This window comes from uncultured Roseovarius sp. (assembly GCF_947259555.1).
GTDB lineage: Bacteria > Pseudomonadota > Alphaproteobacteria > Rhodobacterales > Rhodobacteraceae > Roseovarius.
The window spans coordinates 36,144-62,737 of sequence record NZ_CAMYMD010000008.1 but is presented as its reverse complement, the minus strand read 5'-3'; the positions used below and the strand labels follow the sequence as shown (position 1 = coordinate 62,737).

At 61.7% G+C, this 26,594-nt stretch carries 26 protein-coding genes and 1 pseudogene; 18 read left to right on the top strand and 9 right to left on the bottom strand.

The annotated features are described in order from the left end of the window. The first annotated feature begins 15 nt into the window (after positions 1 to 15). From Q0X85_RS01190 to Q0X85_RS01150, 9 genes are all read left to right on the top strand, one after another. Positions 16 to 1,542, top strand: coding sequence for a class I adenylate-forming enzyme family protein (locus Q0X85_RS01190; protein WP_297767883.1), 1,527 nt, complete (start codon positions 16 to 18; stop codon positions 1,540 to 1,542). Next, a complete protein-coding gene (locus Q0X85_RS01185) occupies positions 1,529 to 2,176 on the top strand; it encodes a DsbA family oxidoreductase (RefSeq protein WP_297767881.1) in 648 nt (215 codons plus the stop codon). Before Q0X85_RS01190 ends, Q0X85_RS01185 begins: the two co-directional genes overlap by 14 nt. Continuing rightward, positions 2,173 to 2,484: a potassium channel family protein gene (locus Q0X85_RS01180; protein ID WP_297767879.1), complete on the top strand. Its 312-nt coding sequence runs from the start codon at positions 2,173 to 2,175 to the stop codon at positions 2,482 to 2,484. Before Q0X85_RS01185 ends, Q0X85_RS01180 begins: the two co-directional genes overlap by 4 nt. Before the next feature lie 69 nt (positions 2,485 to 2,553). Next, the gene (locus tag Q0X85_RS01175; protein ID WP_297767876.1) at positions 2,554 to 3,246 is read left to right on the top strand and encodes a M48 family metallopeptidase; all 693 of its coding nucleotides are present in this window, start codon (positions 2,554 to 2,556) and stop codon (positions 3,244 to 3,246) included. Positions 3,247 to 3,433: 187 nt separating this feature from the next. After that, the gene (locus tag Q0X85_RS01170) at positions 3,434 to 4,750 is read left to right on the top strand and encodes a glutamine synthetase family protein (protein ID WP_297767873.1); all 1,317 of its coding nucleotides are present in this window, start codon (positions 3,434 to 3,436) and stop codon (positions 4,748 to 4,750) included. Between the two features lie 48 nt (positions 4,751 to 4,798). Further along, entirely contained in the window at positions 4,799 to 5,494 is a 696-nt protein-coding gene (locus tag Q0X85_RS01165; protein WP_297767870.1) for a type 1 glutamine amidotransferase, read from the top strand. Beyond that, a complete protein-coding gene (locus Q0X85_RS01160; protein ID WP_297767958.1) occupies positions 5,487 to 6,845 on the top strand; it encodes a glutamine synthetase family protein in 1,359 nt (452 codons plus the stop codon). Before Q0X85_RS01165 ends, Q0X85_RS01160 begins: the two co-directional genes overlap by 8 nt. Positions 6,846 to 6,890: 45 nt before the next feature. Further along, the gene (locus Q0X85_RS01155) at positions 6,891 to 8,195 is read left to right on the top strand and encodes an FAD-binding oxidoreductase (RefSeq protein WP_297767867.1); all 1,305 of its coding nucleotides are present in this window, start codon (positions 6,891 to 6,893) and stop codon (positions 8,193 to 8,195) included. Between the two features lie 126 nt (positions 8,196 to 8,321). Next, on the top strand, positions 8,322 to 9,530 hold the full coding sequence (locus Q0X85_RS01150; protein WP_297767864.1) for an aminotransferase class I/II-fold pyridoxal phosphate-dependent enzyme: 1,209 nt from the start codon (positions 8,322 to 8,324) through the stop codon (positions 9,528 to 9,530). Between the two features lie 82 nt (positions 9,531 to 9,612). Here Q0X85_RS01150 and Q0X85_RS01145 read toward each other — a convergent pair whose 3' ends face one another. Both Q0X85_RS01145 and Q0X85_RS01140 read right to left on the bottom strand, forming a co-directional pair. Beyond that, positions 9,613 to 10,188 carry a YceI family protein gene (locus Q0X85_RS01145; protein WP_297767861.1) on the bottom strand — a complete coding sequence of 192 codons (576 nt, stop codon included), beginning with the start codon at positions 10,186 to 10,188 and terminating at the stop codon, positions 9,613 to 9,615. Between the two features lie 121 nt (positions 10,189 to 10,309). Beyond that, positions 10,310 to 10,828: a hypothetical protein gene (locus tag Q0X85_RS01140; RefSeq protein WP_297767858.1), complete on the bottom strand. Its 519-nt coding sequence runs from the start codon at positions 10,826 to 10,828 to the stop codon at positions 10,310 to 10,312. Positions 10,829 to 11,051: 223 nt separating this feature from the next. Here Q0X85_RS01140 and rpsF point away from each other — a divergent pair, with 223 nt between their 5' ends. The 5 genes from rpsF (at position 11,052) to Q0X85_RS01115 (ending at position 14,226) form a co-directional block, all read left to right on the top strand. Further along, a complete protein-coding gene (rpsF, locus tag Q0X85_RS01135; protein WP_297767956.1) occupies positions 11,052 to 11,405 on the top strand; it encodes a 30S ribosomal protein S6 in 354 nt (117 codons plus the stop codon). Between the two features lie 29 nt (positions 11,406 to 11,434). After that, the gene (rpsR, locus tag Q0X85_RS01130; protein WP_085525039.1) at positions 11,435 to 11,662 is read left to right on the top strand and encodes a 30S ribosomal protein S18; all 228 of its coding nucleotides are present in this window, start codon (positions 11,435 to 11,437) and stop codon (positions 11,660 to 11,662) included. 11 nt (positions 11,663 to 11,673) lie between these two features. After that, a complete protein-coding gene (gene rplI / locus Q0X85_RS01125) occupies positions 11,674 to 12,294 on the top strand; it encodes a 50S ribosomal protein L9 (RefSeq protein ID WP_297767852.1) in 621 nt (206 codons plus the stop codon). 226 nt (positions 12,295 to 12,520) lie between these two features. Next, complete coding sequence (locus tag Q0X85_RS01120; protein WP_297767850.1) at positions 12,521 to 13,252, top strand: autoinducer binding domain-containing protein; 732 nt, start codon at positions 12,521 to 12,523, stop codon at positions 13,250 to 13,252. Between the two features lie 179 nt (positions 13,253 to 13,431). After that, positions 13,432 to 14,226 (top strand): acyl-homoserine-lactone synthase, encoded by a 795-nt coding sequence (locus Q0X85_RS01115; protein ID WP_297767848.1) that lies wholly within the window; start codon positions 13,432 to 13,434, stop codon positions 14,224 to 14,226. Positions 14,227 to 14,351: 125 nt separating this feature from the next. Here Q0X85_RS01115 and tig read toward each other — a convergent pair whose 3' ends face one another. The 5 genes and pseudogenes from tig to Q0X85_RS01090 form a co-directional block, all read right to left on the bottom strand. Then, entirely contained in the window at positions 14,352 to 15,683 is a 1,332-nt protein-coding gene (gene tig / locus Q0X85_RS01110; protein WP_297767845.1) for a trigger factor, read from the bottom strand. A 210-nt stretch (positions 15,684 to 15,893) separates the two neighbouring features. Next, positions 15,894 to 17,342, bottom strand: coding sequence for an IMP dehydrogenase (gene guaB / locus Q0X85_RS01105; protein ID WP_297767842.1), 1,449 nt, complete (start codon positions 17,340 to 17,342; stop codon positions 15,894 to 15,896). 156 nt (positions 17,343 to 17,498) lie between these two features. Continuing rightward, positions 17,499 to 17,642, bottom strand: a pseudogene (locus Q0X85_RS01100) (DUF3833 family protein); the annotation flags it as partial. 66 nt (positions 17,643 to 17,708) lie between these two features. Next, positions 17,709 to 19,076, bottom strand: a complete 1,368-nt coding sequence (locus Q0X85_RS01095) for a sodium:proline symporter (RefSeq protein ID WP_297767840.1) — start codon at positions 19,074 to 19,076, stop codon at positions 17,709 to 17,711. Between the two features lie 114 nt (positions 19,077 to 19,190). Beyond that, positions 19,191 to 19,970, bottom strand: coding sequence for an SDR family oxidoreductase (locus tag Q0X85_RS01090; protein ID WP_297767837.1), 780 nt, complete (start codon positions 19,968 to 19,970; stop codon positions 19,191 to 19,193). Positions 19,971 to 20,170: 200 nt separating this feature from the next. On the opposite strand from Q0X85_RS01090, the gene Q0X85_RS01085 reads away from it, so the two are divergent. Together Q0X85_RS01085 and Q0X85_RS01080 are read left to right on the top strand one after the other, a co-directional pair. Next, positions 20,171 to 21,184: a Hint domain-containing protein gene (locus tag Q0X85_RS01085; protein WP_297767953.1), complete on the top strand. Its 1,014-nt coding sequence runs from the start codon at positions 20,171 to 20,173 to the stop codon at positions 21,182 to 21,184. Between the two features lie 133 nt (positions 21,185 to 21,317). Next, positions 21,318 to 22,925, top strand: a complete 1,608-nt coding sequence (locus Q0X85_RS01080; protein ID WP_297767834.1) for a peptide chain release factor 3 — start codon at positions 21,318 to 21,320, stop codon at positions 22,923 to 22,925. A gap of 86 nt (positions 22,926 to 23,011) precedes the next feature. Here Q0X85_RS01080 and efp read toward each other — a convergent pair whose 3' ends face one another. Further along, entirely contained in the window at positions 23,012 to 23,575 is a 564-nt protein-coding gene (gene efp / locus Q0X85_RS01075) for an elongation factor P (protein WP_297767832.1), read from the bottom strand. A gap of 217 nt (positions 23,576 to 23,792) precedes the next feature. On the opposite strand from efp, the gene Q0X85_RS01070 reads away from it, so the two are divergent. Beyond that, a complete protein-coding gene (locus Q0X85_RS01070; RefSeq protein ID WP_037248548.1) occupies positions 23,793 to 24,113 on the top strand; it encodes a DUF6280 family protein in 321 nt (106 codons plus the stop codon). A 150-nt stretch (positions 24,114 to 24,263) separates the two neighbouring features. Further along, positions 24,264 to 25,730, top strand: coding sequence for a cobyric acid synthase (locus Q0X85_RS01065; RefSeq protein ID WP_297767824.1), 1,467 nt, complete (start codon positions 24,264 to 24,266; stop codon positions 25,728 to 25,730). Here Q0X85_RS01065 and Q0X85_RS01060 read toward each other — a convergent pair. Continuing rightward, positions 25,715 to 26,587 carry a hypothetical protein gene (locus Q0X85_RS01060; protein WP_297767820.1) on the bottom strand — a complete coding sequence of 291 codons (873 nt, stop codon included), beginning with the start codon at positions 26,585 to 26,587 and terminating at the stop codon, positions 25,715 to 25,717. The genes Q0X85_RS01065 and Q0X85_RS01060 overlap by 16 nt on opposite strands. Positions 26,588 to 26,594: the final 7 nt, after the last annotated feature.

Genomic DNA, 26,594 nt, shown 5'->3' with positions numbered 1-26,594 from the left:
GCCTAAGCCCGGCGCATGACCGCGATTTTCGATCAGGGCTCAAGCGCCCCCTGCCCCGCGCCCTTCAACCTCGCGGCCCATGTCATGGGCCGGGCCGAGGCGCATCCCGACAAGATAGCGCTTGCCATCCTACGCCTGTCCGGTGCCGAACGCTGGAGCTACGGCCGCCTGCACGCCGCCATTCGCGGCACCGGCACCGGGCTGTTGCGCGCAGGCTTGCGGCCCGGCGACCGGGTGCTGATGCGGCTCGGCAACACGGTGGAATTCCCGATCGCCTATCTCGGGGCCATCGCCGTGGGCCTCATCCCCATCCCCACCTCCAGCCAGCTGACCGCGCCCGAAGTGGCCGGGATCATCGCCACCACGCAGCCCCGCCTGATCCTCCGCGCAAGCGGGATCGCCTGCCCCGAGACCGATATCCCGATCCTCGACGAATCCGCGCTCGAGGCGATGCGCGGCCTGCCCCCCGCCGAGTATGACATGGGCGATCCTGACAGGCTGGCCTATATCATCTACACCTCCGGCACCTCCGGCACGCCGCGCGCGGTTTGCCACGCGCACCGCGCGATCTGGGCGCGGCGGATGATGTATGACGGCTGGTATGGCCTGCGCGGCGACGACCGGCTCTGCCATGCCGGGGCCTTCAACTGGACCTTCACGCTCGGCACCGGGCTGATGGATCCCTGGGCCATGGGCGCCACGGCTCTCATTCCCGCGCCCGAGGTGACACCGGATCAACTGCCGCTCCTGCTCAAGCGCCATGATGCGACGATTTTTGCAGCAGCCCCAGGCGTTTACCGCAAGATGTTCAAGCAAAGCATGAAGCTTGCCCTGCCCGGCCTGCGCCACGGGCTCGCGGCGGGCGAAAAGCTGTCGGACACGATCCGCCAACACTGGCAGGACGCCACCGGCACACCGGTGTATGAGGCTTACGGCATGTCCGAATGCTCCACCTTCATCTCCGGCAGCCCCGATCACCCTGCGGCCCCCGGCACGCTTGGCCGACCGCAACAAGGGCGGCGCGTGGCGATCCTCGGCCCCGACGGCCCTGTGACCACCGGCGAGGAAGGCACCATCGCCATTCACAAGTCCGACCCCGGCCTGATGCTCGGCTATCTCGGCGCGCCCGAGGCGACGGCGGCGAAATTCCAGGGCGACTGGTTCCTGACCGGCGATCAGGGCGCGATGGACGAGGATGGCCAGATCACCTATATGGGCCGCGCCGACGACATGATGAACGCGGGCGGCTTTCGCGTCTCGCCCATGGAGGTCGAGGCCGCTCTCACCCAGCATCCCGGCATCACTCAGGTCGCGGTCACTGACATTGAGGTGAAAGAGGATGCACGCGTGATCATGGCCTTCTATACTGGCCCCGACCCGCTCGACCCCGCGACACTCGACGCCTTCGCGCGCGAGCGCCTCGCGGGTTACAAAGCCCCACGTGGCTATATCCACGTCACGGCCCTGCCCACAGGGGCCAATGGCAAACTCCTGCGCCGCGCCCTGCGGCCGATTTACGAGGACCTTCATGGTCAAGCTTGACATCATTTCCGACCCGATCTGCCCCTGGTGCTATATCGGCAAGACCCTTTTGGATCAGGCGCTTGCCCAGCGTCCCGACCATCCGTTCCAGATCGAATGGCACCCCTTTCAGCTCAACCCCGACATGCCCGCCGAAGGCATGGACCGGGTCGAGTATCTTGAGACAAAGTTTGGTGGCAAGGACGGCGCGATCAAGGCGTACGCCCCGGTGCTGGACCGCGCCGAGGCGGCGGGGCTCTCCATCGACTTCGCCACAATCAAGCGCACGCCCAACACGCTCGACGCGCACCGCCTCTTGCATTGGGCCGGCATCGAAGAGTGCCAGGACCGGATGGCGATGGCCCTCTTTCACGCCTATTTCGATGAGGGCCGCGATATCGGCGATCACGAAACCCTCGCCGATATCGCCGACAGCCTGAGCATGGACGGCGCGATGATCCTGCGCCTGTTGCAGACCGAAGCGGACCGCGAGGACATCAAGGCGCGCGACGCACAGTTCCGCCAGATGGGGATCACCGGCGTACCCACCTTCATCGTAGCGGGTCAACACGCAGTGCCCGGCTGCCAGCCGTCCGAGATGTGGCTCAAGGTGATCGACGAGTTGATGGCGGAGGACGGAGCCGCGCGCGCATGAGGCAGCCCCGCGCACGCACCCTCATCGCCCTGCTTGTGATGGTGATCGCGAGCGGTACCGTTTTCTTTCGCCTCGTTGAGGGCTGGAGTTGGATCGACAGCTACTTCTTTACCGTGGTCACGCTCTCAACGGTGGGGTACGGCAACCTTGTGCCTGCGACCGTCCTGGGCAAGATCGGCACAACGCTGTTCATCATCACCGGGCTTGGAATTTTCGCCGCGGCGATCCAGCGATTTGGCTATCACGCCATCCTCAAACGCGAGAAGCACACCCATGACGGGCAGAATCAGCACGACGCGCAGGAGTGAAGGCGCAAACCTAAATGTGCGGGCCTGTTCAGGCTTGCCTGTTCATGGCGGCAGCCCCATATCGACCGCATGATCAAATTCACGCCGATCCTGCTCGCCCTGCTCTACGCGCTTGCCATGTACCGGTTTTCGGTCTGGCGCACCACGCGTGAGCTTGACCAGCAATCGTCCGAGTTGGCCGATCCCATCCTCAAGCGGATGACAGACCGGCTTGCACGGGCGCTCGATCTACCGCGTGTGCGGGTGCACATCTACGAGATTGACCCGGTGAATGGTCTTGCCGCCCCCGACGGGCGTATTTTCATCACCCGTGGATTCTATCGCAAGTTCCAGACAGGTGAAGTCACCGCCGAGGAAATGGCGTCGGTCATCGCGCATGAGCTGGGCCACGTGGCTCTCGGCCATTCGCGCCGCCGGATGATCGACTTTTCAGGCCAGAATGCCCTGCGCACAGCACTCGCCATGCTGTTGTCGCGCTTCCTGCCTGGCATTGGCGTCTGGATCGCGAACGGTCTGACCACGCTTCTCGCCGCCCGGCTGTCGCGCGGCGACGAATACGAGGCCGACGCCTATGCGGCGGCCCTTCTGACCAAGGCCGGGATCGGAACCTCGCCGCAGAAATCCCTGTTCGAGAAGTTGGAGGCGCTGACATCCGGCCCTGGTGGGGCAATGCCAGCCTGGCTGCTCAGCCACCCCAAGACGGCCGAACGCATCGCCGCAATCGAAAAGCTCGAATCCCGCTGGCAGCAAAGCCTGAGTTGATGACTTGCCCCGCGTCATCCTCGGGCATGACCCGAGGATCTCGCGCCGCAAGAGGTCATCCGGTCAAGCCGGATGACGACAATACAAGAGCGTGCCTGCCAGGTCAAAAATTTTTGATCAAATTATCTTGGCAAACCCCTCACAACCGGGCTAGGCTGGCGCAAATCATGATCAGGATCTTTTCCAGATGGACCTTACCCAGTTCCAGACCTTCCGCGTGGCCGCGTGCGATCTCAACGGCCGGATGCGCGGCAAGCGTCTGCCGGCCTCGCATGCCGACAAACTCTCGTCGGGCAGTGTGCGCATGCCGCTTTCCTCACTCAACCTCGACATTCTAGGGGCGGATATCGAGAATTCACCGCTGGTCTTCGAAACCGGAGACATCGACGGGCTGCTTTTGCCCACCGATCGCGGCGCAGTGCCTTTGCCCTGGCTGGACGAGCCGCAAGGGCTTGTGCCGATGGTCATGCACCACGAAGACGGAAGCCCCTTTTCCGGCGATCCGCGCCACGCGCTCGCGGCGGTCCTCGACAGATACGCCAGCCGCGGGTGGGAGGTGTTTGCAGCGACCGAGCTGGAATTCACCCTTGTTGACCCGAACAACAAGACCCTCAAGACAGTCCGAGACCCGAGATCCGGCCGCCGGATGAAGGCCCCGGGCATCCTGTCGCTCGGGCAGATGGATTCGTTTGACGGGTTCCTCAGCGCGCTCTATTCCGCCGGTGCAGAGATGGGCATCCCCGTCGAAACCGCGATCAGCGAGGCAGGTATCGGCCAGTTCGAGCTGACCCTGCACCATCAGAGCGCGATGCGCGCCGCAGACGACACCTGGCTTTTCAAGACGATGATCAAGGGCATTGCGCGCAAGCATGGCTTTGTCGCGACATTCATGGCCAAGCCGTTCGCGGATGATACGGGCAATGGCATGCACATGCATTTCTCGGTCCTCGATCGCGACGGGCACAACGTGTTTGACGATGGCACCGACAAAGGCACAGATACCCTGCGCAGCGCAGTCGCAGGCTGTCTTGCCGCCATGCCCCCATCAACATTGATCTTTGCACCACACGCCAACAGCTATGCCCGCCTCGTGCCGGGCGCACATGCGCCGACCGGCGCGGGCTGGGGCTATGAAAACCGGACAGCCGCCGTGCGCATCCCCGGCGGGCCCAATGCCGCGCGCCGGATCGAGCACCGGGTGGCGGGCGGCGACATAAACCCTTACCTGAGTTCTGCCGCGATTCTCGGCGCGGCCATCACCGGCATCGAGGACAGCATGACCCCCCCCGCCCCGATCACCGGCAACGCCTACGAGGCCGACCTGCCGCAGCTTGCGCCCGATTGGGCCACGGCCATCGACCGCTTTGAGCATGACCCGATGATCGCACGGATCTTTCATCCTGACCTGATCCGCAATCTGGTGATGACCAAACGTCAGGAACTGGCACATATGGCGGCAATACCCGACGATGAACACTGGAAGACCTATCTCGAAACCGTGTAGCGTGTCGATGCGCACCCTGCCTGAATTTGATCAAATCAAGAGGATTGCATGAAAATTGGCATCCTGAAAACCGGCCATGCCCCCGATATCGTCCTCGATGAGCTGGGCGACTACGAAGTGATGTTTGCGGATCTGCTGGATGGGCACGGCTTTGAGTTCGCGGCCTATAACGTCGTCGATGGCGAATTTCCCGAGGGCCCTCTGGCCGCAGACGGCTGGCTCATTACCGGCTCGAAACACGGCGCCTACGAAGATCATCCATGGATCGCGCCACTTGAACAGCTGATCCGTGACATCAAGGTATCGAAGCGGCCCCTGGTGGGGGTATGCTTTGGCCATCAGATCATTGCGCAGGCGCTCGGGGGCAAAGTCGAAAAGTTCAAGGGCGGCTGGAAGGTCGGGGTTACCGATTATGACATCGAAGGCCAGCGCCTCCCGCTCAATGCCTGGCATCAGGATCAGGTGACCAAACTGCCGGACGGTGCGGATGTTGTGGGCACAAGCGCGTTTTGCAAATACGCCGCGCTCGTTTATGGGGACAGCATCTACACGATCCAGCCCCATCCCGAATTCACCGCGACAATGGTGGACCGGCTCATTCACCACCGTGCGCCGGGCGTAGTCCCTGACGATCTGCTACGAGACGCGGTGGCCAAGCTGGATCAGCCCACCGCCAATGCGACCGTCGCCGCCCGGATGGCGGATTTTTTCAAACGAGGTGCCAGCCATGGCCGATCTGACTGACCTGACAAATTCACTGCCCGGGGCCGCCCAATCCTATCTGGAGAACCGCCGCCTTGACGAGGTGGAGTGCATTATCTCCGATCTTCCCGGCATCGCGCGTGGCAAGGCCGTCCCGGCGTCCAAATTCGCGCGCCAACAGTATTTTCACCTGCCTGACTCGATCTTTTACCAGACCATCACAGGCGACTGGGGAGAGGCCGCAGACGAGGACGGATTCATCGAAAAGGACATGATCCTGCGCCCCGATATGTCTACCGCATCGGCCGCCCCCTGGACGGCTGACTGGACACTTCAGGTGATCCACGACGCCTTTGACCGCGACGGCGCACCAATCCCGTTTTCGCCCCGTAACGTGCTGCGCCGCGTCGTCGAGATGTATCACAAACGCGGTATGAAACCGGTCGTCGCCCCGGAAATGGAATTCTTTCTGGTGGCGCGGAATATTGACCCCGCGCAGAGCATCAAGCCGATGATGGGCCGCTCGGGCCGTCCTGCCGCCGCACGCCAGGCCTATTCAATGACCGCCGTGGATGAATTCGGACCGGTGATCGACGATATCTACGATTTTGCCGAGGCGCAGGGCTTCGAGATCGACGGCATCACGCAAGAGGGCGGCGCCGGGCAGCTGGAAATCAACCTGCGCCACGGCGATCCGATCAAGCTCGCCGATGAGGTGTTTTATTTCAAGCGCCTGATCCGCGAGGCGGCGCTGCGCCACGATTGTTTCGCCACCTTCATGGCCAAGCCGATCGAGGACGAGCCGGGCAGCGCCATGCATATCCACCACTCGATCCTCGACATCGAAACCGGGCGTAACATGTTTTCGGGCCCACAGGGCGGCGAGACGGATGCGTTTTTCCACTTCATCGGCGGCTTGCAGAAACACCTGCCCTCGGCCATCGCGGTGCTGGCGCCTTACGTCAATTCCTATCGCCGCTACGTCAAGGATCACGCCGCGCCGATCAACCTTGCCTGGGGCCGTGACAACCGCACCACCGGCATTCGCGTGCCGCTCTCCGGGCCGGATTCACGCCGCATCGAAAACCGCATGGCGGGCATGGACTGCAACCCCTATCTCGGCATCGCCGCAAGCCTCGCCTGCGGCCTTCTGGGCATGATCAACGAAGAATGGCCCGACAAGCAGTTCAAGGGCGACGCCTATGCCGGAGAGCCGGATATCCCCAATGTCATGGGCAATGCGCTCGACCTCTTCGAAGGGGCGACGCCGCTTCACGATATCCTCGGCTCGGAGTTCTGCCGGGTTTACGGGATCGTCAAGCGCACCGAGTACGAGGAATTCCTGCAAGTCATCAGCCCGTGGGAACGCGAGCACCTCCTGATGAATGTCTGATCGGCTGCGGCCGTCCGATCTGGGTATCTTGACCAAGAAGAAACCATGAACCTGCTCTATGCCAATGACCGGCGCGGTGAATATCCACCCAGCTGGTATGCCGCGACAACGGCACCGCTCGGCCCCTTCGCGCCCCTGCGCGGCGAGGTGCGGGCGGATGTCTGCGTGGTGGGGGCGGGCTATACCGGCCTCTCGGCGGCGCTACATCTGGCCGAAGCGGGGCTCGACGTGGTCCTGCTCGAGGCGCAGCGCGTGGGCTTTGGCGCCTCGGGGCGCAATGGCGGGCAACTGGGCAGCGGGCAGCGGATGGAGCAGACCGCGCTGGAGCGGCTGGTGGGGCCGGAGGATGCGTCGAAGCTGTGGGATCTGGCCGAGGAGGCCAAGACGCTGGTCAAGTCGCTGGTGGCGCGGCACGGTATCGACTGTCACCTGAAACCCGGCGTGGCGCATGCCTGTTTCTCGACCCGCGAGACGGCGGCAGAGCATGCCTATGCCGATCATTTGGCCGCGCGCTATGGCTATGATCAGCTTGAGAAACTCGATGCTGATGCGATGCAGACGCTCTGCCCCTCGCCTGCCTACAGCGGCGGCACGCTCGATATGGGCGCGGGCCATCTGCACCCACTGGCCTATGCGCTCGGTCTTGCCCGCGCGGCGCAGGCGGCGGGCGTGCGGATCTTTGAGGGGTCGGCGGTGCATCACATCACGCGCGGCACCCCGGCCCGCGTGGCCACCGATGCCGGCGCCGCCCGCGCCGATCACGTGATCCTCGCCTGCAACGGCTATCTCGGCGGGCTTGACCGCAAGGTCGCCGCCCGCGTCATGCCGATCAACAATTTCATCGCCGCAACCGAGCCCCTGGGCGACGCGGCCGCCCGCGTGCTGGCCCGTGACGTGGCCGTGGCCGATAGCAAGTTCGTGGTGAATTACTTTCGCCTCAGCCATGACAAGCGCCTGCTGTTCGGCGGCGGCGAGAGCTATGGCTACCGCTTTCCACGCGATATCGCGGCGCTTGTGCGCAAGCCGATGCTGGAGATCTTTCCCCACCTGCGCGACGCGCGCATTGACTATGCCTGGGGCGGCACGCTGGCGATCACCATGAAACGCATGCCCTATCTCGCGCGGCTTGCGCCCAACATGCTCTCGGCCTCGGGCTATTCGGGGCATGGCGTGGGCACCGCGACCCATGCGGGCAAGCTCATGGCCGATGCGGTGCGCGGCGAGGCGGCGGGGTTCGAGACCCTGTCGCGCGTGCCTGCCCCGGCCTTTCCCGGCGGCAGTGCCCTGCGCACCCCGCTTCTGGCCTTGGCGATGACATGGTTTTCCATGCGCGACCGGCTCGGCTTCTGATCCGCCATCGCTTCGGCTAAAAAACGCACCCTGCCCCAATCGGGCGGGGTTTTCTTTGACAAACTGTCACAATTCGGGCCTATATGTTCCGGAAAACCGAAGGCTATATTCAGGAAATCCGAAAACATGACACGCGCACCCAATGTCTATGACGCGGAACCCATCCCCGAAGCCGCCCGTGCGGAAATCGACCGGATGCTGCAATCGGGCGATCTGTTTCGCTACACCGCACCGGAAAACGCGCCGGTGACGCTCCTGGAACGGGAGTTTGCAGAGCTTCTGGGGTCGAAATACGCGCTCGCGGTCTCGTCCTGCTCGGCGGCACTGTTTCTCTCGCTCAAGGCGCTCGACCTGCCGCGCGACGCGCGCGTGCTGATCCCCGGCTTTACCTTCGCAGCCGTGCCCTCTTCGGTGGTGCATGCCGATTGCGTGCCGGTGCTCTGCGAGGTGGGCGAGAATTACCGCATCGACATGGCCGATTTCGAGGCGCGGCTGGACGATGTGCAGGCCGTCATCATCAGCCACATGCGCGGCCACACCTCCGACATGGACCGGATCATGACGCTGTGCGACGCGCGCGGCGTGCCGGTGATCGAGGATGCGGCGCATTCGCTCGGCACCACGTGGGGCGGCCGCAACATCGGCACCATCGGGCGCGTCGGCTGTTTCAGCTTTCAATCCTACAAACTGGTGAATGCGGGCGAAGGCGGGATCATGGTCAGCGACGATGCCGATCTCATTGCCCGGGCGGTCATCATGTCAGGCGCGTACGAGCACAACTGGGCCAAACACCTGAGTGCGCCCGACCCCGAGATCGAGGCCGCGTTCGCCCGTTGGCAGAACCGCCTGCCACTCTACAATCTGCGCCTGAACAACCTCTCGGCGGCGATCATCCGCCCGCAACTGCCCGAGGTGGCGCGCCGGGTGCGCGACGGGCGGGCCAATCACGATTACGTTGCGGCGCAGCTCAATACCTCGCCGTGGCTGTCGGTGCCTGAAAAGCTCGGGCCGGAAGAGCGCGCGCCGGATTCCATTCAGTTCAACCTTGTGGGGCTGAGCGACGAGGACACCCGCGCTTTTGCCGCGGCGGCAGCGGCGCGTGGCATCAAGGTGCAGGTCTTTGGCCTCAGCGCCGACAATGCCCGCGCCTTCTGGAACTGGCAATTCCTGCCGGGCGACACACCTGATCTGCCGCAGACCCGCGCCATGCTGATGCGCGCCTGCGATGCCCGCCTGCCCGCCCGTCTGACACGCCCCGATCTCGATGCGATCGCCGACGCCCTGTTACTGGCGGCCGACGATGTCATGGGACCTCAGCGCGCCTACGGCACCTGAAGCCGTCACAAAAGAAAGGCCGTCCGCAGACTTTGCGAACGGCCTATTCCCGTGAGAATCGGCGGTTTATTCAGGCTTGGATTTATTCAGGCTGACCAGCCTCGATCGAAATCTGCACCTCAACCTCGTCGCTGACATATGGCGCAAACTTGTCGACACCGAAATCCGACCGCAAGAGCGTTGTCGTTGCGTCAAAGCCCAGCCAAGGCCGATTATTCATAGGATGCGCCTCGGCCTTTTGATTGAGCGTGGTGTCCAAAACGACCGATTTCGTTACGCCATTCATGCTCAGGTCCCCAGTGATCAATGCGGTATTGTCGCCCGTCACCTCGATGGCCGTTGATGTGAAGCTGACCATGTCGCCTTCGCTTGCCCCAAAAAAGTCATCCGACATGAAATGCTCTTCGCGCTTTTCCCAGCCTGTGAACATCGACATCACCGGCATCGACACGTCGACCGAAGAATTGGCAGGATCTTCGGCATCGAACATGATTTCACCCTCGAAACCAGAAAACATGCCGTGGGTGGTCGAAAATCCGAGGTGGTTGTAGGAAAACAGAACCTGACTGTGACTTGGATCAAGCTCGTATGTCTCGGGTGCGGCAACTGCGCCGGTCGCGGCAAGGGCAAGCGCCGATGCGAGCAATGTCTTTTTCATTTGGAACCTCCGGATGATTGAAAAGCGACTGTCTGCGCTAAAAATGGTCCGTCGGCTCCAAAGTGCAATCCTGCAGTTTCAAACAACCTCTGTGGATTGGCGAACAGCTGCCAACCGCGTTCTACCTGGGGAACGCGAGGGCACGGCACAGCGCGCGCGCCGTGGCGCGATCCTCGACCTTCATGGCGACGACCTGACGCCCGGACGCATCGCGCGCCGTCAATACCCGATCCCGCATCGCCAGCTCGGAGAGCGAATCGATGTCATGCACAACAGCGCGCGCCGTCCGCGCACCACAGGCAGGCTCGATCACATGCAGCTTCCGGTTCAGGACATCGACCCGAATTTCCGGCTCTTGCTCTTCGGTCCGCACCCGGCTCAGGCAAAGGAGGCCACTGAACAGAAAAGTGACCGAGAAAAGGAGCTTTATCATCATCATCGGCGCGTCCGTACCATCAGCCGAGACCAGCCAGAGACCGGCAGAGGAAAAGACCAGAGCACTGCCACAGAGTACGAGAATGGCCCGACCGATATCAAACCCCCGAGGATCCACCTCTGGCTGCATCGACGTATCATGGAAATCGTAAGGCGCATGAGTGAATTCACGCTCAAAGTCAGGCAAGGCCACCATCTGTCTCATCCCTTCCGGTTACTCGATACAATCTTTCACTCGAAAACGCCGGGAATGAGGCAGGCTCGAGGCATTCTGCGGGCCGGTTCAAATCGCCTTGCGTCAACCGGCGACGAGAGGTATACGCGCCCAATCTTTCGCAATCGTTATGAACCGCGCAGACTCTCGTGGATGGGCCGCGAAAGAATATATGCCCTCCTATGAAATGCGCCTTGATAGAAGTGGAGCAGACATGCCGCTTTATGAGCATGTGATGATCGCGCGTCAGGACCTGTCCAACGCGCAAGCCGAGGGCCTAATCGAACATTTTGGCACCGTGCTGTCGGACAACGGCGGCAAACTCGTGGAACACGAGTACTGGGGCGTCAAGACAATGGCCTACAAGATCAACAAGAACCGTAAAGGCCACTATGCCTTTCTCAAGACCGACGCGCCGTCGAGCGCGGTCCAGGAGATGGAGCGTCTGATGCGACTGCATGACGACGTGATGCGCGTGTTGACCATCAAGGTCGACGAGCACGCAGAGGGTCCCTCTGTTCAGATGCAGAAGCGTGAAGAACGCGGCGAGCGCCGCGAGCGTCGCTGAACCATCACCTGAAGAAAGGAACATAAACCATGGCTACAAAACCGTTTTTCCGTCGCCGCAAGGTCTGCCCCTTCTCGGGTGATAACGCACCCAAGATCGACTACAAGGACACGCGTCTGCTGCAACGCTACATTTCCGAACGCGGCAAGATCGTGCCCTCGCGCATCACCGCCGTATCCGCCAAGAAGCAGCGTGAGTTGTCGCGCGCCATCAAACGCGCCCGCTTTCTCGCCCTGCTGCCCTACGCCGTGAAATAAGGAGAATTGAGATGCAAGTTATCCTTCTTGAGCGCGTGTCCAAACTTGGCCAGATGGGCGAAGTTGTCGACGTAAAAGCCGGCTTCGCGCGCAACTATCTTTTGCCGCAGGGCAAGGCGCTGTCGGCCTCGGAAAAGAACATTGCCGATTTCGAGGCGCGCAAGGCGCAGCTGGAAGCACAGAACCTCGAGACCCGCAAAGAAGCCGAAGCGATGGCAGACAGCCTCAACGGACAGCAGTTCATCGTGATTCGCCAAGCCTCTGACAGCGGGGCTCTCTATGGCTCGGTCAGCACCCGCGACGCGTCCGACGCGGCCACCGAGAATGGCTTTACGCTTGATCGCAAACAGGTCGCCCTGACCCGTCCGATCAAGGACCTTGGCCTGCATGACGTGATCGTGACGCTGCACCCTGAGGTTGAGGCAACGATCCAGCTCAACGTGGCACGGTCCAACGAAGAAGCAGCGATCCAAGCCTCCGGCAAGAGCATTCAGGACGCCGCGGCTGAGGCCGAACAGGCTGCTGACTTCGAGATCGCCGAGCTCTTTGACGATATTGGCGCCGCCGCGTCGGACGATGACGACCTGCCTGGCGGTTCGGATGCAATCGACGATGGCGACAATAAAGCCTGAATCGGCCAATTGTATCGCGAAAAATGCCGCACAGCTTGCTGTGCGGCATTCTCTTTTGTCAATGTGGTCGACAGATCATCTCTGTCGATGTTAAACGATATATGTATAGTGATACCATTGATAACGGGTGTCAGTTTAATCAGTATAGCGTCTGTTCGGTTTATTTTTGTTCCGTGAGGGGTCAGTCTCCAGTCACCCAAACCTAGCACTCGGATCTGCCCGCGATATGGATAACCTCCCAAGCATCTTCGGCCAGCACGATCTATTCGACCTCGAGGATCTGCCCGAAGCGTCGGATGATTTCTCGCGCTTCCTGTTCAACGTGCGTGATAGATTTGGGGTCGATGATATCGCCTATGCCGGGATGAACCCGGTCAATGGCTCGATTTTTGGCCATGTCACGTATAATGACGACTGGAAAGCACATTATGCCAGCCAAGGGTATCACAAGATTGACCCGACGCTTCACAAGGCGCGTCGCAGCATTGCGCCGGTAGATTGGGCAAGACTTGACCGGGACAGCAACTTTCTGATGGTGTTTGACGACGCCCGCGATTTTGGAATTCGGGATCAGGGGCTGACAATACCCGTGCGGGGCCCTTATGGCGATGTCGGTGGCCTGAGCGTCACCAGCAGCCTGTCGCAGAAAGAGTGGAACAAGCTCAAGGGCGAGGTTCTGGTCGGTCTGCAATCGGTTGCCGTGCATGTTCATGACATGGTCATCCGGTCCGATAACCTGTCGAATCTGCTGCGCACGCCAACCCTGTCTCACAGAGAGCTTGAGGCCTTGCAATGGACCTCGGCCGGTAAATCCCAGCAAGATATTGCCGATATTCTGAGTATCTCAAACCGCACCGTAGAGGTGCATTTGAGGTCGGCAAGACACAAGCTCTATGCGCTCACCACGGCGCAGGCGGTGGGTCGGGCCATCTCCATGGGATTGATTTATCCCGGATAATCTGTGGCCCATCTGGTCGTCTTGGCTGACTGTAAGGCCACCACCAAGATCACGAAAATGTAACAAGAAATTCAACTACGGGTTTTCCCCAATAGCGCCCGTGCGGCGTTTGTCTAGAGTCGGTAGGTAGAGAGCACTCACTCTACAACACATCACTCACGCAGACATGGGGAACTCCAATGATCTTGGTCATCGACGCACTGAACAAACATAAATTTCCGAAACTCCTGGACGAGATGTTCTTGCTCCGAGGGCGAGTCTTCGGTGGTAGATTGGGGTGGGATGTCTCGGTGGATAAGGGACGGGAGCGCGACCATTTCGACGATCTCGACCCGGCTTATGTGATCGGCCTTGATGACGAGGGACATGTTGTGTCCTGCGTCCGTGCCCTCCAGACGACCGGACCTCACATGCTGTCGGATGTATTTTCCGAGATTCTCGATGGCGAGCCGCCGATCCGGAGCGCGACGATCTGGGAATCCACGCGCTTTTGTGTCGATACCAAGCGGCTTGGGCGCGGCAAGGGGCCAAACTCACTATCCTACGCCACATGCGAACTGATGCTGGGCTCTCTCGAGTATGCGCAGCAATCCGGCATCACCGACATCATCACGGTCATCGACCCGGTTATGGACCGGGTGCTCAAGCGGTCTGACAATGCGCCTTATGACTATGTTGGCAAAGTTGCGGACATGGGTAAGGTTCCGGCGCTTGCGGCGCTTCTCGATTGCACAGACGAGCGCATGGACCGTATCCGAGCCCACGGAGGGATCGAGGGCGAGGTTTTCATCTCCGATGAGCAGGCCCTTGCCCTGCCCGCTATCGCGGCCCGGACAAAGCCGAAATCCGACCTTGAGAAATACTGCGAGGAACAGATTTCAGCTGCGACCACCAAACAGGAAAAACTCGCCGCACTTCGACTGAAAGAAGTGCTTGAGGACAAGATTCGTTCGCGCATGGATCAGCGCGCCTGACCCCCAGAGGTGCGTCAACCCGTTGGGCGATTGGCACTGTCGTCCAACAGTTGCGCTAGAACGAAAAGGGCCGCCCCACTTCTCCCCGGGGCGGCCCTTGATTCTTCACGTGACGATCGCGACGATCACTCGTCGTTCATCTCCTCGATGCTCTTTTCCAACTCTTCCTTGGACACGTCCTTGTCGGTGACATCGGCCAGCTCGACCACATAGTCGATGACCTTGTCCTCGAAGATCGGCGCACGGAGCTGCTGACGCATCTGCGGGTTCTTTTGCACGAACTCGAAGAACTCGCGCTCATGTCCGGGATACTGACGCGCCTGGTTCATCACCGCCTGAGTCATCTCGGCGTCAGACACCTCGACCTCTGCCTTTTGTCCAAGCTCGGCCAGCAACAGCCCGAGGCGCACGCGGCGCTCGGCCAGCTTGGTGTGCTCTTCGCTCACCTCGATCTCGGGGTGATCGTGCCCTTCGACCTCGGGGTTTTCCTCGTGCCAGAGCTGATGTGCGATCTGCTTGGCTTCGGTCTCGACCATGCTGGGTGGCAGATCAAAGCTCACTTTCTCGTCAAGCTGATCGAGAACGTGACGCTTGAGGATGGCGCGCGCAGCGCCTGAGTATTCCTGCTCCAGCCGGTCCCTGATCTGCTCCTTGAGCGCATTCAGATCCTCGGCTCCGTATTTCTGGGCCAGCTCATCGTTGAGCGCGGCAGCAACGGGCTTGCGCACGGCCTTGATCGTGCAGTCAAAGACCGCTTCCTTGCCCGCCAGATGCTCTGCCTGATACTCTTCCGGGAAGGTAACGGTCACGGCCTTTTCCTCCCCGGTCTTGACGCCCACAAGCTGCTCCTCGAAGCCGGGAATGAAGCTGCTGGAGCCAAGTACGAGCGGATAGTCCTCAGCGGTGCCACCGTCAAAGGCTTCGCCATCGACCTTGCCGACAAAGTCGATCACGACCTGATCGCCATCCTTGGATTTCACGGTCTCCTTGCGATCCTTGAAATCCTGTGCGCTCTCGGCGAGATTGTTCAGAGCCTCATCCACCGACGCGTCATCGGCCTTGGCGACAAGACGCTCCAGCTTGAGCGATTTCAGGTCAACTTCCGGGATATCGGGCAGAGCTTCGTAGCTCAGTTCGATCTCGACGTCGTCGCCCTCTTTCCATTCCTCATTGGCCATCTTGACGTCAGGCTCAAACGCCGGGCGCTCGCCCTTTTCCTCAAAATGCGCCTTCATCGCGTCATCGACGCTTTCCTGCATGGCCTCGCCCAGCACACGCTGGCCAAATTGCTTTTTCAGGAGGGGCAGCGGCACTTTGCCTTTGCGAAAGCCCTTGAGCTCGATATCGGGCTGGGCCTCTTTCAGCTTGGCATTGACCTTGTCATCCAGCTCGGTGGCTGGCAGGATCATCTTGTAGCCGCGTTTCAGCCCCTCGTTGAGGGTCTCGGTGACCTGCATGTTCGTCCTCTCATATGCATCGGGCCGCGGAGGCGTCCGCGGCGGTCAAAATCACGCGTCTTCTATTGAGGCACCTGCGCACGTGCAAGGGAAAACCGGCCAGTATGGCCGGTTGCAGATCTACGGACGGAGCGGCACATGCGATGTGCCAAGATGGGCTCACCCGATTCGGCTGAGCAAGTCAGCCTGAGCGGCCCAAGCGCGCACCTGTTATCCAATACGGTAGTTGGGCGATTCCCGCGTAATCTGGACATCATGCACGTGGCTCTCCTTGAGACCTGCCCCGGTAATCCGCACGAAATTGCAATCGCGGCGCATCTCTTCGACCGTGGCGCAGCCGGTATAGCCCATCGCGGCCCGCAGACCGCCGACAAGTTGATGGACGACCGTGCCCGACGTTCCCTTGTAGGGCACCTGCCCCTCGATGCCCTCGGGCACAAGCTTGTCAGTGGCGGCATCCTTTTGGAAATACCGATCGGCAGAGCCGCGCGCCATCGCACCCATGCTGCCCATGCCGCGATACGCCTTGAAGGTGCGGCCCTGATAGAGGATAACCTCGCCCGGGCTTTCATCCGTACCGGCCAGCATCGAGCCGACCATGGCACAAGAGGCCCCCGCCGCAATCGCCTTGGCAAAATCACCCGAGAACTTGATGCCGCCGTCTGCGATGATCGGCACGTCGCCGGCCGCCGCCACGCAATCCATGATCGCGGTCAGTTGCGGCACGCCAACACCGGCGACCATGCGCGTGGTGCAGATGCTGCCCGGCCCGATCCCGACCTTGATCGCATCCGCCCCGGCACCGATCAGCGCGCGCGTCGCCTCTGCGGTGGCGACATTGCCCGCCACGACCTGCACTTCGTTGGAGATGGCCTTGGCACGCTCCACGGCGCGCGCGACACCTTCGGAATGACCATGCGCAGTGTCGATCACGATCATGTCCACGCCCGCATCCACAAGGGCCTGCGTGCGCTCGAACCCCGCATCGCCCACGGTCGAGGCCGCGGCGACCCGCAACCGGCCCAACTCATCCTTGCAGGCCGTCGGATTGAGCACCGCCTGCTCGGTATCCTTGAGCGTCAGTAGGCCGGTGAGCTTGCCAGTCTTGTCCGTGACCAACAGCTTTTCGATCCGGCGGGCGCGCATCAGGCTCTTGGCCTCGTCCCGATCGGCGGGTTCCTGGAGGATGGCGAGATTTTCGCTTGTCATCATCACATGCACCGGCGTCTCGTCATTCGACGCAAAGCGCATGTCCCGATTTGTCACGATGCCCACAACCCGGCCATTTTCATCCACCACAGGAAAGCCTGTGAAATTATAGCGCTCTATCAGCGCCTTGGCATCGCCAAGCGTCTGGTCCGGGCGTAACGTGACAGGGTTGTAGACGATCCCGGACTCGAACCGCTTGACGCGGCGGACCTCGCGGGCCTGCTCTTCGACCGTCAGGTTGCGGTGGATCACGCCGATGCCGCCGAACTGTGCCATGCTGATAGCCATGCGCGCCTCGGTCACGGTGTCCATGGCCGAACTCAGCAGCGGGATGTTGAGATCGATGGTCCGCGTCACCCGGGTGCGCGTATCCGCCGTGTTGGGCAGCACGCTCGATGCCGCAGGCACCAACAGAACATCATCAAAGGTGAGGGCCTCGCGAATCTCCATTCCGGTTCTCCATGGATATATCGTTTGGCACGTCCCTATTACATGGATGGACGTGAGGTGAAAGGCCGATTCTCACACCGGGCGCGTCTGGTTGCCTGATATGCAATCGCTCGATCCGTCACCCGCCCTGCCCTTGCCCGTAGTCTTGGCGATCTGTCAGTGTCGCTTCTCGAAGCAGATGATCACCTCGCCCACCTCGACGCCGTACTTGTCCATATAGGCGCGGTTCAGCACGCGGTCCTCGCTCACCTGCCACATCCAGTCGTCGAAACTGACGCGCAGCGTGCCATCGGGCAAAGGATGAGAAGAACAGCACGCATGAAAAACGCCCCGGGGACCTATCGCGAAACCGCCGCGCGGCAAGGTTCAGGCCCGGCGCGCGCCACTCAGCACGGCGGCGAACCCCACCGCCAGAACCGCGACGCAGATCACCAGCAACTGCTCGTATTTGTGGCCCTCGGGCAGGAGCGCCACGGCCCAGTCCGCACTGCGCGCGAAATAGGTCACCGCCCCCGCAATCGCGGCGCCGAACGCCACCAGATAGGACCAGAGCGCGATTTGCCGCCCCATCACCAGCCCCACCACCAGAACCGGCGTCAGGAACATGCTCGCCGTGCCGCTGACCGCCACGGCATCAAACAGCGTCTGATTGCCCCACAGCGTCAGCAACGTGCCCAGCGCCATGAACACCACCATCGCGCCCCGCCCCGCCATCAGCGACCGGGTGCCGATCTTCAATTCATCCACCACCAGCCGCGCGGCACTGGCCAGCGCGGAATCCAGCGTGCTCAGCGCCGAAATCAACAGCGACACCAACAGCGCGATAAACAGCCACGCCGGGAACATCCCCGCCCATGTGCCGATCAGCTCGCCCTCGTAGTCCGCCCCGACCAGCCCCGCCTGAATGCCGAAAAACCCGAACCCGATGATGCACAAGGTCGAGATCCAGAACGCGTGCAGAAACGATTTCCGCGTCGTCGCCGGATCGGCGAGAAACCCGCGATCCATCATCACCGGATCATGCGCGGGGTATGAGAACACCTGCAACAGCGCCACCACCAGCAACACCTGCCCGTTCCACGCCCCCGCCGTGCCCGGTGCCGTCAGCACCGCGCCGATCTGGAATCCGGGGCTCAGCACCAGCGCGACAAAGGCGGCGGCAAAGACGCCCAGAAACACCACCATCTGCAACACATCCGTGCGCAGCGCGGCACTCAAGCCGCCCCAGGCGCTATAGGCCAGCCCGAGCGCGGCCACGATCACGATCGCCGCCTCGCGCGCCACACCGATCTCGGGCAGCACGGCGGCAAAGATCAGCCCGACCACCAGCAGGTTGGCGAACACCTCCGACAGCAGGCGCAACCCGATCACCAGATTATAGCAGGCAGTGCCCGTGGCCCCGAACCGCGCGCCCAGCCAGTCCTGCACCGACCCGGCACCACCCGCGCGCAACCGGCCCACGATATAGCCCCCGGTCAGGAACGATCCGTAATAGGCGGCATAGGCCAGCGTGCCCCAGATGCCGTAGAAATACCCCAGGATCGCCGAGTTCATCAGCGACCGCGCGAAAATCCACGTCGTGACCTGGCTCAGCACCAGCACCCACAGGCCCGGCGCGCGCCCGTCCACACCCGCGCCGCTGAAAAAGCCGCCGATCGTGGCGCGCCGTGGCGCAACCAGCAGGCTGCCGAGAATGATCAGCCCGAAAAGGCCAAGGATCGCCACTGCTTGCATTGTGAGAGTTCCCTGATGTGTCCGTTCCGCCAACCGCTACCAAGCCGCTGAGGCGACCGCCACACCCCGGCGCAGCTTGTGACGCAAACGTGATCACGGCACCCCGATCCGGCGTCACAGCGTGGCATTCACCCCACCGCCATCGAGCAGGATATTCTGGCCCACGATGAACCCGGCATGCTGGCTGCACAGAAACGCGCAGGCCGCGCCGAACTCATCGGCCGTGCCATAGCGCCCCGCCGGAATACCGGCACAGCGCCGCGCCTTGGCCTCGTCCATGCTGATCCCCTGCGCCTCGGACACCCCCTTGTCGAGCGCATTGGCCCGGTCGGTGGCATGAATGCCCGGCAACAGGTTGTTGATGTTCACCCCGCTGCCCGCCACCTGTCGCGAGGTGCCCGCGACATAGCCCGTGAGGCCCGCGCGCGCCGAATTCGACAGGCCCAGCACCGGGATCGGCGCCTTCACCGATTGCGAGGTGATGTTGACCACCCGGCCCCAGCCGAGCTCCATCATCCCCGGCACCAGCGCCTTGATCAGCGCAATCGGCGTCAGCATATTGGCATCGAGCGCCGCGATGAAATCTTCGCGCTCCCAGTCGGTCCACATCCCCGGCGGCGGCCCGCCCGCGTTGTTGACGAGGATATCCACCGCGCCCGCCACATCCAGCACCGCCGCGCGGCCCGCGTCATCGGTGATATCGGCGGCCACGGTCACGACCTCGACGCCAAAGTCCTCGCGAATCGCGGCCGCCGACGCCTCCAGCGCCTCGGCCCCGCGCGCGTTCATCACCAGATCGACGCCCGCCCCGGCCAGCGCCCGCGCACAGCCCAGCCCCAGCCCTTTTGATGACGCGCAAACCAGCGCGCGCTTGCCCTTGATGCCAAGATCCATGTCACCCTCCGTTGTTGCTCAAATCCGAATTAACACCGCCATGATTAAAATGACCAGAGACCGCCGCCAGGATGTCCGCGCGATGATCGGGCTTGAATGACCCGTATTTTTCAGCAGATTGACGATATCCTGCCACAATCCTAGGCTACGTGTCCGGAACCGCTTTCGATGCAACCGGAATGTCCGAGAAGAGCGCCCTGATGTCCACCGAGCCAACACCCCCTGCTCATCCCGTGCCTGTGTATCAGGCACTCGATCTGTTCGTGGTCAACGGCGCCAATGCGGGTGACCCGCTCTCCTTCGCGGCAGAGCTGGACCTGGATGACGTCTACGAACTGCGCAGGCAGGCACGCCAGTATGAGCTTTCCCTGAATGTCGAGGGGGCTGGTCCGTTTTCAATCTCAGAAGGCTCGGAGATCGGTCAACCCGGCGCGCAGATCCATCTGGACAGTTGCCTCACCCTGATGACGGGTAACGGGCGCACCACGGAAGTGCTGGTTCTGGTTGAGGTAGACAACTCCGGAGATGTGGCTGCGATCTATGCCATGCCGCTTGCCGCCATGCGGCCAAAGACAGGCTATGCTCTTGTGGGGATAGATACAAAGACGGTGCTTGAGAAATTCGCCCAGGTTGCCTGTGTCTCGTTCACGCGCGGCACTCATATTACGATGGCCTCGGGCGAACAGCGCGCGATCGAGACCTTGCAGCCGGGCGAAATGGTTCTGACCCGTGACGACGGCGTGCAGCCGGTCCGCTGGATAGGCCAGTCGACCCTGCGCGCCGTGGGTGATTTTGCACCCGTTCGGATCAGTGCAGGCGCGCTGAACAACGAAAACGATCTGCTGGTCAGCCCGGATCACCGATTGTTCATTTACCAGCGGTCCGATGCGCTCGGGGCCGGGCGCCACGAAGTGTTGGTACGCGCACGTCACCTCGTAAACGGTGATAGCGTGCGCCGCGAGACCGGCGGCTTCGTGGATTATGTCCAACTGCTGTTTGACCGCCACCAGATCATTTACGCCGAGGGAATCGCCGCCGAGACATTGCTCGTGGATCCGCGCACGCGTGCCGCCCTGCCCCCCGAGGTGGAAGAGGCGCTGACACGCCAGATCGCGGGACATGACGCGCCGAGCCACCTGCAATACGAGGTCGGGCGGGCGCTGCTCAACCACCCCAACGCCGCTGACATCCTGAAACGGGCCTCAACGCGGTAGGGCACGGCGCAGGCCCGCCAAAATCCGCGATCCGGCCCACCGACGCGATACCGACAGAATACCGACGCGATACAGACCGCCCTAATCCACCCCTCGCTTGCGCCCCACACCTCCCCCCTCTATATGGCGAGCCATGTTGGACACGAGCACAAACCGCCCCGATCTGCCCGCCGAGATTGCCCGGCGGCGCACCTTCGCCATCATCTCCCACCCCGATGCCGGCAAGACGACGCTGACGGAAAAGTTCCTGCTTTACGGCGGGGCCATCCAGATGGCCGGTCAGGTCCGTGCCAAGGGCGAGGCGCGGCGCACGCGCTCGGATTATATGCAGATGGAGAAGGACCGGGGCATCTCCGTCTCGGCCTCCGCGATGTCCTTTGATTTCAAAGACTTCCGCTTCAATCTGGTGGACACGCCCGGGCACTCGGATTTCTCCGAGGACACCTATCGCACGCTCACCGCAGTCGACGCCGCTGTTATGGTGATCGACGGTGCCAAAGGCGTCGAGAGCCAGACCCGCAAGCTCTTCGAGGTTTGCCGGCTGCGCGATCTGCCGATCCTGACCTTCTGCAACAAGATGGATCGCGAGGCGCGTGATACGTTCGACATCATCGACGAGATACAGGAAAACCTCGCCATCGACGTAACACCTGCCAGTTGGCCGATCGGCATGGGCCGCGACTTCGTCGGTTGCTACGACATGCTGAACAACCGTCTCGAACTGATGGACCGCGCGGACCGCAACAAGGTGGCCGAGTCGATCCGTATCGACGGCCTCGACGATCCGAAACTCAACGCGCATGTGCCCGCCAATCTGGTGGATAAGCTCCGTGACGAGGTCGAGATGGCGCGCGAGCTCTTGCCCCCGCTCGATCCGCAATCCGTGCTGGAGGGTCATATGACACCGATCTGGTTCGGCTCCGCGATCAACTCATTCGGCGTCAAGGAATTGATGGACGGGATCGGCACTTATGGTCCCGAGCCGCAGGTGCAAAAGGCCAGTCCGCGCGAGATCGCACCCGAAGAGAGCAAGGTCGCCGGGTTCGTCTTCAAGGTGCAGGCCAACATGGACCCCAAGCACCGCGACCGCGTCGCCTTTGTCCGGCTTGCGTCAGGCCATTTCAAACGTGGCATGAAGCTCACGCATGTGCGCTCGAAAAAGCCGATGACCATTGCCGCACCGGTGCTGTTCCTCGCGTCTGATCGCGAATTGGCCGAAGAAGCATGGGCCGGTGACATCATCGGCATCCCCAACCACGGGCAGTTGCGGATCGGCGACACTCTGACCGAAGGCGAGGCGCTGCGCGTTACGGGCATCCCCTCGTTCGCACCCGAGCTGTTGCAGCAGGCCCGCGCGGGCGATCCGATGAAGGCCAAGCATCTGGAAAAGGCGCTCATGCAATTCGCCGAGGAAGGCGCGGCCAAGGTGTTCAAACCAGCCTTTGGCTCGGGTTTCATCGTGGGCGTCGTCGGCGCACTGCAATTCGAGGTTCTGGGCAGCCGCATCGAGCTTGAATACGGCCTGCCCGTGCGGTTCGAGGGATCGCAATTCACGTCGGCCCGCTGGATCATCGGCGACAAGCAGGCGGTCGACAAGTTTGCCGCCGCCAACAAGCAGCATATCGCCCACGATCACGATGGCGATGTGGTCTATCTCACGCGGATGCAATGGGACATTGACCGCGTCGAGCGCGATTACCCCGATATCCGCCTGACCGCGACCAAGGAAATGATGATCTGATCCGCGCCCGTCGCACTAGTGTTGCGGGGCGCGACGGTGCGCTTGGTGCGCGCAAACGCAGCCTGTTACCATGACGTAGCGTCATGTCAGGCGCGTTCTGCGTACTCCATCGTTTCGGTATTCACGATGATATCCTCGTCCTGACCGACAAAGGGCGGCACCATGACTTTGACACCATTGTCGAGGATGGCAGGCTTGAAGCTGTTGGCGGCGGTCTGGCCCTTCACAACCGGTTCGGTCTCGACGACCTTGCAGGTCACCTTTTGCGGCAGCGCGGCATTGAGCGCCTCACTGTCGTGAAATTCCACCGTGATCGTCATGCCGTCCTGAAGAAACGGGCGTCGCTCGCCCAGAATGTCGGCGGGCAATTCGATCTGCTCGTAGGTTTCGGTATCCATGAACACGAGGTTCTCGCCCTCTTGATACAGAAATTGCTGGTCTTTTTGCTCAAGGCGCACCCGTTCCACCTTGTCGGCGCTCCGAAAGCGTTCGTTGAGCTTGGAGCCGTTGCGCAGGTTGCGCATCTCGACCTGAGCGAATGCGCCCCCCTTGCCGGGCTTCACGTGATCGACTTTGACCGCGGCCCATAGGCCGCCATTATGCTCCAGCACGTTGCCGGGCCGAATTTCGTTTCCATTGATCTTGGGCATTGTGTTCGAACCATGACAAAAGGTTGATAAGGTATCTGAGGCACCTATATCTGGCGTGATGATGGGTGGCAAGACAACGAAATATCGATGTGCCGACTGCTCAGGTATGCATAATTTGCATAGAAGTTATGCAAATGCGCTCTATCCGAATCAAAAAAACTTCGCCATAACAACCGTCACGCCCAAAACGCAAGAGCAATAAGAACAAGGACGAATGATGAAAGATTTCGTTGACGGCACGGCTTTCAACGCCGAACAGGGCAACCGTGCTCGTAAACTGTTTGCAGCCGTCGTATTGGCAGCGCTGGATGATGCCATTTCCGACGACAAGAAATATGGCAACGGCCCCGAGCAGATCGCTCGCTGGGCGCGCTCTCGTGATGGTCGCGAGGTCCTGTCCTGCGCCGGGATCGACCCGAATGAGCGTGTGGTATCCGGCCTGATGGATTTTGTCTCGAAAGGCGTGCGCACCTCGGTCGCGCTGTCGCGAGAAGAGAGCGAGCGCCGCAATGCCGCTGCACAGGCCGAAGCCGCCTGATACGTTTCTGCTGCCGATCATGCAAAGGCCCCGCCCATGTGGTGGGGCTTTTGCGTTTGGCACGGTTAATACCGATCACCCGGCGATCACCGCTTTCATCGCGGCGATGCAGTTTGTATCACGGCGGAGAAAATACAGCCGGGTAAACCGATGACACGCGCGATCATGATTCAGGGGGCCGGCTCGAATGTCGGAAAGTCAATGCTGGTGGCGGGGCTGGCCCGCGCCTATGTGCGACGCGGGCTGGACGTCGCACCCTTCAAACCGCAGAACATGTCGAACAACGCGGCCGTAACGGTCGATGGCGGCGAGATAGGCCGTGCGCAGGCGCTTCAGGCGATCGCCGCGCGACGTGCGCCCCATACCGACATGAATCCGGTGCTCCTCAAGCCCGAGACCGATATTGGCGCGCAGGTAATCGTTCAGGGCAGGCGACACAGCACGTTGCGCGCGCGCGAATATGCACGGGCCAAGCCGCAACTGCTGGCCTCCGTGCTGGAAAGCTTTCACCGTCTGTCCGGCACGGCCGACCTTGTTTTGATAGAAGGGGCCGGAAGCCCGGCGGAGATCAACCTGCGCGACGGCGACATTGCAAATATGGGTTTTGCCGAGGTGGCTGGCGTGCCGGTGATCCTTGTCGGCGATATCGACCGCGGCGGCGTGATCGCACAGGTTGTCGGCACGCAAGCGGTGCTGTCGCGTGCCGACGCCGCCCGCATAAAGGGCTTTGCGGTCAACAAGTTTCGCGGCGATGTCAGCCTGTTTGACGACGGGTTGCAGGAAATTGTCACGCGCACCGGCTGGCCCTCGCTTGGTGTCGTGCCGTGGTTTGCAGAGGCATGGCGTTTGCCGGCCGAGGACGTGATGGATATCGCATCGACACAGGGCGGTGCATTCAAGGTCGCGGTGCCCAGATTGGGGCGCATCGCCAATTTCGATGATCTCGATCCACTTAGCAGCGAGCCCGGTGTGACGGTCGAGATCATTGAACCGGGCCGTCCCCTGCCCGGCGACGCCGACCTTGTGCTGATCCCCGGCAGCAAATCCACCATTGCCGACCTTGCACGCTTTCGCAGCAACGGGTGGGACATCGACCTCACGGCTCATATCCGGCGCGGCGGGCATGTGCTGGGCGTCTGTGGCGGCTATCAAATGCTGGGCAGCAGGATCGACGATCCAGACGGCATAGAGGGCCCTCCCGCCTCGGTCGCCGGTCTGGGCCATCTGGACGTGGTTACGGTCATGAAACCCGAGAAACACCTTGCGCTCACTCAGGCGACCTATCTTGAAACCGGCGATACCGTTGAAGGTTACGAAATCCACCTGGGCGAAACATCCGGGCCCGATTGCGTGCGCGCCTGGTTGCGCGTCGGTGACCGTCCCGAGGGCGCGGCCTCTTCGGATGGCAATGTACGCGGGGCTTATCTGCACGGCCTCTTCGCGTCTGACCCCTTTCGCGCCGCATTTCTGGCGGGGCTTGGGTCACGTTCTGATTTGAGTTACGGCGCAGATGTCGAGGCCACGCTCGACAGGCTTGCGGATCACTTGGAGCGTCACATGGACCTGGATCTGATGTTGTCGCTCAGCGCGCAAACCGGCGTTCAGTCAAATTCCTGACTGGTGAGCGCACGGTGAATCTCACGACGAACCAGTTTGCGCACGTTCCGTGTGATCCGCTCCCCAAGAGCACCCTGCAATTCCTGACGCACGATTTCCGACACCATATCGCGCAGTGTATCCTCGTCCATTATCGCGTCGTCGAACACCATGGCGTCCGAAGAATCGCCCGTATCATCGGAGACATGCTGCCTTTCAGAGTCGTGTGTTTCCTCGTGTTGCCACGCTTGTGCATGACGCTCCGATACGGCCTCATCCGCCTCTGTCCAATCAGGATCAGAGGACAGCTCCTCTTCCTCGGGCTCTTCGTTGTGGTCCTGCCAATTGAGCGTATTGACCGGGCCACCGGCATAGTCGTCCTCTGACTCTCCATCAGGCTCCCACTGGTCGTCACGCCCGGCAATCGCGGTCTCGAATTCCGCAGCTTGCGTATGAAGGCCACCGTGCGGCTCGGGCTCGGAGCTGACCTCTGGCTCGTGTTCCTCGTTTCCGGTCAGCTCATCCATCGTCTGATCAAAGGGGTCAGCTTCGCCGACACTCTCTGGACGATCCGGCGACCGGGGCCCTGTTTCCTCGGATCTGGCCTCGGGCTGAGGCTGACTTGGGTCTTGATCCTCTGCATCAGCATCGATCTCGGGGCCCGGCTGCAAGGGGGGCTCTTTCACATCACCCGCATTGATCCCGGCAACGCGCGTTCCATCCACCCTCAGCGAGGGCGTCAGAACCAGACGGTCGGCACCTGCCGACGGATCATCTGTCGACGCCTCCCCGTCTCGCTCGACCTGTCCATTGGACACAAGCCGCCGAATGGAGGACAGGACATCCTCAATTTCCACATTGGTCACGGGGTCGGACATGTTCTGC